Source organism: Isoptericola sp. NPDC019482, from assembly GCF_040632295.1.
Taxonomy (GTDB): domain Bacteria; phylum Actinomycetota; class Actinomycetes; order Actinomycetales; family Cellulomonadaceae; genus Isoptericola.
In genome coordinates this window covers 38,264-47,102 of record NZ_JBEYBQ010000036.1, presented here as the reverse complement: position 1 = coordinate 47,102, position 8,839 = coordinate 38,264, and the positions used below count along the sequence as shown (strand labels likewise).

Here is an 8,839-nt window from a genome sequence, read left to right as displayed (position 1 = left end):
CACCCGCCGCCACGCCCTCGGCACCCGCACCCCACCACGAACCATCACGCACACCCTCCAGATCAGGATGTTGCGATGACCGGTTGAGACCGCCGCACTACCTCGCGCCGTCCTGAACTACCTCGCCGCCCCTCGCACTACCTCGCGCCGTCCTGAACTACCTCGCCGCCCCTCGCACTACCCCGCGGAATCTGGAACTACCTCGCGGAATCTGGGACTACCTCGGCGTGAGATGGGCGACTTCGCCGGGTCCGTCCGCCCGATCCGTCGTAGGTTGCCGTCATGCCGGACGAGTATGCGGGGATCGTCGCGCTGGTCGTCGCGCTGGTGCTCGTGCTCAGCGCGCTCGCCGCGACGCTGGTGCTGTGGCGGCGAGCCCGCACGCGGGAGCACGTGCTCGCCGCGCGGGACGCCGAGCGCGCGCAGGAGGGCGAGGCACGCGGGATGCGGCTCGCCGTCGTCATCAACCCCTCCAAGGAGGGTGCGGCGGACGTGCGGGCCGTCGTCGAGCGCGTGTGCGCCGACGCAGCCCTGCCCGACCCGCTCTTCTACGAGACCACCGTGGACGACCCCGGCACCGGCCAGGCCCGGCGCGCGCTGGCCGACGGCGCGGACGTCGTGGTCGCGGCGGGCGGGGACGGCACCGTGCGCGCCGTGGCGGAGGTCCTGGCCGGGACCGGCCGGCCGATGGGGCTCATCCCCGTCGGGACGGGCAACCTGCTCGCCCGCAACCTCGACCTGCCGCTGACGTCCGTGACGGACGCGGTCGCCGTCGTGCTGGGCGGCACGGACCGTGCGATCGACGTCGGTCGCGCCCGCGTCACCGAGTTCGCCGACGACGCCGAGCCGACCGTCGGCGGCGACCCCCACCAGGCGCACCTCTTCCTCGTCATCGCGGGCCTCGGCTTCGACGCGGCGATGGTGGCCGACGCGGACGACCAGCTCAAGGCGAAGGTCGGCTGGGTGGCGTACTTCCTCGCCGGCGCGCGGCACCTGCACGGCCGGCGCATGCGCGCGACCATCCGCCTCGACGACGGCGAGCCCGTCGAGGCGCGGCTGCGCAGCATCATGGTCGGCAACTGCGGCAGGCTGCCGGGCGGGATCACGCTGCTGCCCGACGCCGTCATCGACGACGGCGAGCTCGACGTGGCCGCCATCGACACCCGCGGCGGCCTCGCCGGGTGGGCCCAGCTCTTCGGGGAGGTCGTGGCGCAGGGCCTGGGGGTGCGCAACGACCTGCCCGGCAAGATCGGCCGCATCGACCACACCCGCGCGCGCCGCGCGACGATCCGTGTCGACGACGGCGAGCAGGCGCAGGTCGACGGCGACCCGCTCGGCAACGCCGTCGAGCTGGAGACCTGGGTCGAGCCCGGTGCCCTCGTGGTCCGGACGGGATGATCGCGTGAACGTCCGGCGTCCCGCGGCGGCCTCGCGGCACCCGTGACAGGGCGGTGCATAGGCTGGCCCGCGTGATCCGCCCCGCCCGCGCCCGTGCCCTCGCGCTCGTCGCCGCCCTCGTCGCCCTGCTCCTCGGGGCCCCGGCGGCGTCGGCGGCCCCTGTGCCGGCGGACGCGGAGCCGCCCGAGACGCCGCTGGTCCTCGCGGGCGTGTCGGGCCTGCAGTGGTCGGACGTCGACGCCGCGCGCACCCCGCACCTGTGGCGCCTCATCGGGGGCGGGTCGGTCGCGTCGATCGCGGTCCGCACGCTCACGCCCACCTGCCCCGTCGAGGGGTGGCTCACGCTGTCCGCGGGGAGCAAGGCCGTCGCGCAGCCCGCCGTCACCGACGGCGCGGAGGAGCTCGAGGAGGACGCCGACGAGCCCCCGGTCGACGGCGCGCCGGCGCTCGGCTGCCCCACCGTGCCCGTGCCGCCCACGGCCTCGGCCGGTGCGGCCGACGGCGCCGGGGACAGCACGGAGCGCACCCACGTGCCGGGCTGGACCGAGCTCGCCGCGACCGACCCCCTCACGCCGAACGCGGCCGAGCCGGGGGCGCTCGGCCACGTCGCCGACGTCGCGGAGGCCTGCGCGACCGCCGTCGGCCCGGGCGCGGCCGTCGCGCTCGCCGACGCCACGGGCGACGTGCCGCGCTACCTCCCCGACGCGGGACGGCTCACGGCCGCGCAGGTGGCGGAGTGCCCGGCCACCGTCGTCGACCTGGGCGTGCTGCCCGACGCCGCCAGCGAGCGCACGGCCGCCGTCGAGGAGCTCGACGACCAGGTGGGCCGGCTCGCGGACCTGCTGCCCGCCGGCGGGCGGCTCGTGGTGGCCGGGATCTCCGACACGCCGCTCGGGCCCGCCGACCTCCAGGTCGTCGTGGACTGGACGTCGCCCGGCGGCGGCGCCACATGGCTCAGCTCGACCTCGTCCCGGTGGGCCGGCGTGGTGGTGCTGGCCGACCTGTCCGCGACCCTCGCCGACACCCTCACCGGGGGCGCGCTGTCCGGGACGGCGCCCGAGGAGGCACAGGCCGACGACGACACCCCGCCGGGCGGTGACGGCACCGACCAGGGGGCCGACACCGCCGATGCCGGCGAGGGCGACGACACGCTCGCCACGGCCCTCGCCCCGTTCACCGGCTCCCCGCTGGAGCGCGGGGACGACCGCCGCATCTCCGTGTCCCGCACGGTGGAGAACCGGCAGTACCTCAGCGTGCTCACGGACACCGTGCCCCGGCTGTCCCCGCTGGTGCTGGGGCTCGTCGGCCTGGCCGACGTCCTCGTGGTGGGCGCGCTGCTGCTGGCCCGCCGCCGCGGGTCGGAGCCCTCCCCCGGCTCGCGCCACGCCCGCCGCGTGGGCCTCGCCGTCCTCGTGGTCGCCTCCAGCCTGCCGGTCGCGGCGTCCCTGGCGACCCTGTCGCGCTGGTGGGCGGCGCCGTCGCCCGTCACGACGCTGGTGCTGTCGCTCACCGTCGCGGCCCTGGTCGCCGCCCTGGTCGCGTGGTTCGCGCGCCGCCTGCTGCCCCCGTCGCCGTGGCGCCTGGCGACGAGCCTCGCGGGCGTGACCTGGCTGGTCGTCACCGTGGACGGCCTGACCGGCACGACGTTGCAGCAGGGCTCGCTGCTGGGCCCGGCGCCCTCCCTCGGCGCCCGCTTCTACGGCTTCTCCAACACCGTCTTCGCGGTCTACGCCGTGGTCGGCCTCGTCCTCGCCGCGGGGCTCGCGGCGGCCGTGCGCGCCCGCGGCGGCAGCCCGGCGCGGGCGGGCTGGACCGCGGCCACGGTGGGCCTGGTGACCGTGCTGGTCGACGGGCTGCCGCCGTTCGGCGCGGACTTCGGCGGCATCCTGGCCCTGATCCCGGGGTTCGCCGTGCTGGCGCTGGGCGTGGCCGGGGTGCGCATCACGTGGCGCCGCGTGCTGCTCGTGGCCGCCGGGACCGTGCTCGCCGTGGCGGTCGTGTCCGTCGTGGACTGGCTGCTGCCCGGCCCGGGCAGCCACCTCGGCGGCTTCGTCGAGTCCGTCGTCGAAGGCAAGGCGCTCGGCGTCGTGGCCGGCAAGGCCGCCGGCGCGTGGGCGACGGTCGCCAACCCCGCCGGCGCCGCCGCCCTGCTCGTGTGCGTCGCCGCCGCCTGGGCGGTGCTCTCCCCCAGCCGTGCACGTCTCGACGGCCTCGACCGCGCCTACCGGCAGGACCCCGTGCTGTGGCGGCTCGTCGTCGCGCTCGTCGTCACGGCCGGCGTCGGCACGCTGCTCAACGACTCCGGCGTCGCGGTGGCCGTGATCGTGCTCGCCCTCGCGCTGCCCGTGCTGCTCGCCGGGCGGCTCGCCCACGCCGACGCGGCCGACCCGCCCGCCCGGGACGACGCCGCGCGCGCCGCGGGACCGATGCTCAGCCGCGTGCCGGCCGTGCTCGTCGGCGCGTCGGCGGCGCTGCTCGTCGCGCTGCTCGTCGGCACGACGGCGATGCCCGGCTCGGCGTCCGCGCGGGCCGGCGACGTCTCGACCTCGGGCACCCCCGTGGTCGACGACGCCCACCCCGTCGTCGTCGTCGGGACGCAGGGCGTGCGCTGGGAGGACGTCAGCCCCTCGGCCACGCCCACCCTGTGGGGCGTGCTGCGCGACGGCGCCAGCGGCGCCGGCGTCACCCCCGCCGTCGGCGGCGCCTCGGCCACCTGCCCGGCCGCCGGGTGGCTCGGCCTGTCCTCCGGGCGCAGCCCCGTGACCGGCGAGACCACCGACGGCGCGTGGTCGTGCGCCCCCTGGGAGGTCGCCCCGTCGTCCGGGAGCGAGGGCGCGACCGTCGACGGGTGGGACGACCTCGCCGCGCTGCAGTCGTCCTCGGAGTTCCGCCCCACCCTGGGCGTGCTCGGCGACGCGCTCGACGACGGCGGCGTGTGCACCACCGCCGTCGCACCGGGCGCCGCCCTCGCGCTCGCCGGCCGCGACGGCACCGTGCCCCGCTACCGCGACCTCGAGACGGCGCTCGCCGACCCCGCCGACGCCTTCTCCTGCCCCGTCACCCTGGTCGACGCCGGCAGCGCCCCGTACCACCCGGACCCGGAGGGCTACACCGGCCTGGTGCCGCTGCCCGACGACGCGACCGGCGAGGGCACGGAGCGCGACGCCGCCCTCCGCGCCGTCGACGCGACCGTCGGGCGGGTGCTCGCGGCGGTGCCCGCGGACGCGACCGTGCTCGTCATGGACGTCGGCAACCCCGCGCCCGGCCGCCCCGCCCTCGGCGTCGGCGTGGCCGACGCCGACGCGGACGACGCGCCCGCCTACCTGACGTCCGGCGCCACGCACTGGCTCGGCGTCGTGCGGCTGCTCGACGTGCCGACCACCCTCGTCACCGCGTTCGGCCTGCCCGTGCCCGCCGACCTCAGCGGCTCGCCCATCGAGCTCGCGGCCGAGCGTCCCGGCGGTACCGGGGCCACCGTGCGCGAGCTCGCCGGCCTCACCGAGCGCGACCACATGCTCCGCGTCACGACCGGCACCGTCACCACGGCCCCCGCGTACGTGGGGCTCGCGGCGTTCGCCCTGGTCGTGCTGCTGCTGCCGCGGCTGCGTCGCACCGCACCCCGGGCCGCGGGCCGGCTGGCGCGCGTCCTCGACGCCGTCCTGCTGGTCTGTGCCGCCGTCCCCGCCGCGGCGTTCCTCATGACGGCGTGGGGCTGGTGGCGCCTCTCCGCACCCGTCACGGCGCTGTGGGTGACGCTCGGGCTGAGCACCGTCGTGGTCGCGCTCGTCGGAGCGCTCGCGCCCCGCCGCCCGGCGTGGGCCGGCGCGACCGTGATCGCGACGCTCACCTTCCTGCTCCTCACCGTCGACGCGCTGCTCGGCACCCCCCTGCACCGCGGCAGCCCGCTGGGCTCGGCCCCGACGCTGGGCGGGCGCTACTACGGCTTCGGCAACCCCACCTACTCGATCTACGCGACGGCGGCCCTGATCGCCGCCGCCGGGCTCGCCACCGCGGTCCGGCGCCGCTGGGGGACGATCCCCGCCGCGGCGGTCGCCTCGGCCGTCGGCCTGGTCACGCTGGTCGTGAGCGTGTGGCCCACCCTCGGCGCCGACGTCGGCGGCGGCCTCGTGCTGCTGCCCGTGTTCGTCGTCCTCGTGCTCGGCGTCCTCGAGGCCCGCGTCACCTGGCAGCGCCTGCTCCTCGCGGGCCTGGCGGGCGTGGCGCTCGTCGCCGCGATCGGCGTCGTCGACTGGCTGCGCCCCCCGGCCCAGCGCACGCACCTCGGCGCGTTCGTGCAGTCCGTGGTCGACGGGACCGCGCTCGAGACCATCGCGCGCAAGGCCGGCTACGCCCTGCGGTCCCTGAACGGCGGCGTGCCCGCCTGGCTCGCCCTCGCCGTCCTGGTCGGCCTCGTCGCCGTGCTGTGGGGCGGACCGCGCCTGCGGGCCCGGTGGCTGCAGCGCTCCGAGGCCGACTGGCCTCTGCTGCGCCCCGTGCTCGTCAGCCTGATCCTCGCGGGCGTGGGCGGCGCGGTCGTCAACGACTACGGCATCCGCATGGTGTCGATCATGCTCGCGGCCGCCGTGCCGTTGGTCGGGCTGATCGTCGTGCGGTCGTGGCCGGCCGCGCCCGACGAGCCGGGTCAGCCGGCGTCGCCGGAGCGGCCGCTCGCGTCGTCGGAGGTGTCGGAGCGGGCGGAGGTGGCGGCGTCGGCATCGGCCTCGTCCGCCCCGGCCGCCTCGTCGACGCCCTCGTCGGCGGACGGCGCGGACCGCCCCGGCAGGTAGACGGAGGTCTCGGGCTCGGGGTGCTGCCGCCCCCGGACGACGAAGAGCGCCACGCCCAGCGCGACGGCGACGAAGGACGTCCAGATGTTGGCCGGGATGCCCAGCCACTCGTTGCTCGTCGGGTCGATGCGGAGCGCCTCGAGCCAGCTGCGTCCCAGCCCGTACCAGACCAGGTACAGGGCGAACAGGCGGCCCCAGCGCAGCCCGTAGCCGGGCTCGCCGACGGCGTCGGCGCGGACCTCGGCGCGCTGCCGCACCGCGCGCTCGACGAGGAGCAGGACGGCGACGCCCAGGAGGTTCCAGAGCATCTCGTACAGGAACAGCGGGTGGAACAGGGTGGCGTCCGGGTAGCCGGCCACGGCCCCGTCGATCTCGAGGCCCCAGGGCAGGGTGGTGGGCGCCCCGTACAGCTCCTGGTTCATGTAGTTGCCGAGCCGGCCCACCGCCTGGGCCGCGAGCATGCCGGGCGCGAGCGCGTCCGCGAAGGACCAGAACCGCAGCCCCGCGCGCCGGCAGCCGATCCACACGCCCAGCGCGCCACCGATGAGGGCGCCGTAGATGGCGATGCCGCCGTCCCAGATCCGCACCCACTCCCAGTAACCCCACGTCCCGGTGCCGTCCGAGTAGTCGCCCAGGTGGGTGAGCACGTGGTAGATCCGCGCGACGACGATGCCCAGCGGCACCGCCCACATCACGATGTCGAGGGTCGCCTCCGGCTCCGCGCCGCGCGCGACGAGGCGCCGGTGGGTGATCCACGTGGCCAGCACGATCCCGGCCAGCAGGCACAGCGCGTAGACGTGGAGCGAGAACGGTCCCAGCTCGAACACCGCCCACGCGGGGTCGGGGCTGGGGATCGACGCGGAGAGGCCTCCGGCTGCGGGCATGACGGGCATGCCCCGAACCTACCGTGCGGCCCCGAGGGGTGGCCGCCCTGCCGTCCGCGTCAGTGGCCGGCCCCGAGCGTGCCCGCGAGCCGGGCGAGCCGCTCGGCGCTGTCGGCGTCGAGGCCGCGGAACTCCACGGTCTTGCCGTGCTGCGCGTACTTGTGCTGCACGGCGTCCAGCGCCGCGACCGTGGACGCGTCCCACACGTGCGTGCGCGACATGTCCACGACGACCCGGCGCGGGTCGCCCGCGTAGTCGAACTGGTAGACGAGGTCGTTCGACGAGGCGAAGAACAGCTCGCCGTCGACGGCGTACACCCGCTCGTCGTCCTCGTCCGACGCGTCGAGGCGGGTGACCGTCGTCAGGTGCGCGACCCGCCGCAGGAACAGGACCGCAGCGACGACGACGCCCACGATCACGCCGTAGGCGAGGTTGTGGGTGGCCACGGTCACGGCGACGGTCGCGAGCATGACGGCGGTCTCGGACTTCGGCATCCGCCGCAGCGTGGACGGTCGTGCCGAGTGCCAGTCGAAGGTGCCGACGGACACCATGATCATCACGGCCACGAGGGCCGCCATCGGGATGGTCGCGACGACGTCCCCCAGACCCACGACGAGCGCCAGCAGGAACGTGCCGGCGAGGAACGTCGACAGCCGGGTGCGGGCGCCCGACGCCTTCACGTTGATCATCGTCTGGCCGATCATGGCGCACCCGCCCATGCCGCCGAAGAACCCCGTGACGATGTTCGCCACGCCCTGGCCCCACGACTCGCGCGTCTTGTTCGAGTGGGTGTCCGTGATGTCGTCGACCAGCTTGGCGGTCATGAGCGACTCGAGGATGCCGACCAGCGCCATCGCCAGCGCGTACGGGGCGATGGTCCGGAGGGTCTCGAGGGTCAGCGGCACGTCGGGGAAGAACAGGGTGGGCAGCGACTGCGGCAGCTCGCCCTCGTCGCCGACGGTCGGGACGTCGAGCCCGCCGAGCAGCACCGCACCCGTGATCAGCACGATCGCGACCAGCGGGGCGGGGACGACCTTGGTCCACCGCGGCAGCAGCACGATGATCGCGAGCCCGGCGGCCACCAGCGTGTAGACCCACCACCGGTTGTCGGGCGTGATCTTGTCGCCGAACAGGTGGGGCAGCTGGGAGGTGAAGATGAGGATCGCGAGAGCGTTGACGAAGCCCGTCATCACCGACCGCGGGACGAACCGCATGAGCTTGGCGACGCCGAGCAGGCCGAGCACCACCTGGATGACGCCGCCGAGGATCACGGTGGCGACGAGGTGGTCGAGGCCGTGGTCGCGCATCACGGGCGCGATCACCAGGGCGACGGCGCCCGTGGCGGCGGAGATCATCGCCGGCCGGCCGCCGACGAACGAGATCGTCACCGCCATCGTGAACGCCGCGAACAGGCCGATGCGCGGGTCCACGCCCGCGATGATCGAGAACGCGATCGCCTCGGGGATGAGCGCCAGGGCGACGACGAGGCCGGCGAGGACCTCGGTGCGCAGGCGGGTCCCGGACGAGAACGCGGCGCGGAACGACCCCGACGACGCAGCGTCCGGGGAGCCGGTGACGGGCAGGGGCCGGGGGGCGGGGTCGGGCAGGGAGGCGCGCAGGTCGTCGGACACGCTGAGGCTCCGTTCGGTACCGGGGGGCGGATGGACACGAGGGCGGACACCGACGGCCGCCGCGAACTCTACCCTCACGTGAGGGTAGGGTTCCATCGCCGCCGCCACCCCGGGCACCCGGCGGCATCGGTCAGACTGG

At 76.1% G+C, this 8,839-nt stretch carries 3 protein-coding genes; 1 reads left to right on the top strand and 2 read right to left on the bottom strand.

The features are described 5' to 3' along the window. The first annotated feature begins 282 nt into the window (after positions 1 to 282). On the top strand, positions 283 to 1,398 hold the full coding sequence (locus tag ABZ493_RS18440) for a diacylglycerol kinase family protein (RefSeq protein WP_430583578.1): 1,116 nt from the start codon (positions 283 to 285) through the stop codon (positions 1,396 to 1,398). Between the two features lie 4,642 nt (positions 1,399 to 6,040). On the opposite strand, the gene lgt is transcribed toward ABZ493_RS18440, so the two are convergent. Next, positions 6,041 to 7,078, bottom strand: coding sequence for a prolipoprotein diacylglyceryl transferase (gene lgt / locus ABZ493_RS18435; protein WP_430583577.1), 1,038 nt, complete (start codon positions 7,076 to 7,078; stop codon positions 6,041 to 6,043). A 50-nt stretch (positions 7,079 to 7,128) separates the two neighbouring features. After that, positions 7,129 to 8,700, bottom strand: a complete 1,572-nt coding sequence (locus tag ABZ493_RS18430; RefSeq protein ID WP_430583576.1) for a SulP family inorganic anion transporter — start codon at positions 8,698 to 8,700, stop codon at positions 7,129 to 7,131. Between the last annotated feature and the right edge of the window lie 139 nt (positions 8,701 to 8,839).

What these genes read in the sequence shown, in the direction of transcription:
- lgt (WP_430583577.1), bottom strand. Translation starts at nt 7,078, where the DNA reads ATGCCCGTCATGCCCGCAGCCGGAGGCCTCTCCGCGTCGATCCCCAGC.
- ABZ493_RS18440 (WP_430583578.1), top strand. Translation starts at nt 283, where the DNA reads ATGCCGGACGAGTATGCGGGGATCGTCGCGCTGGTCGTCGCGCTGGTG.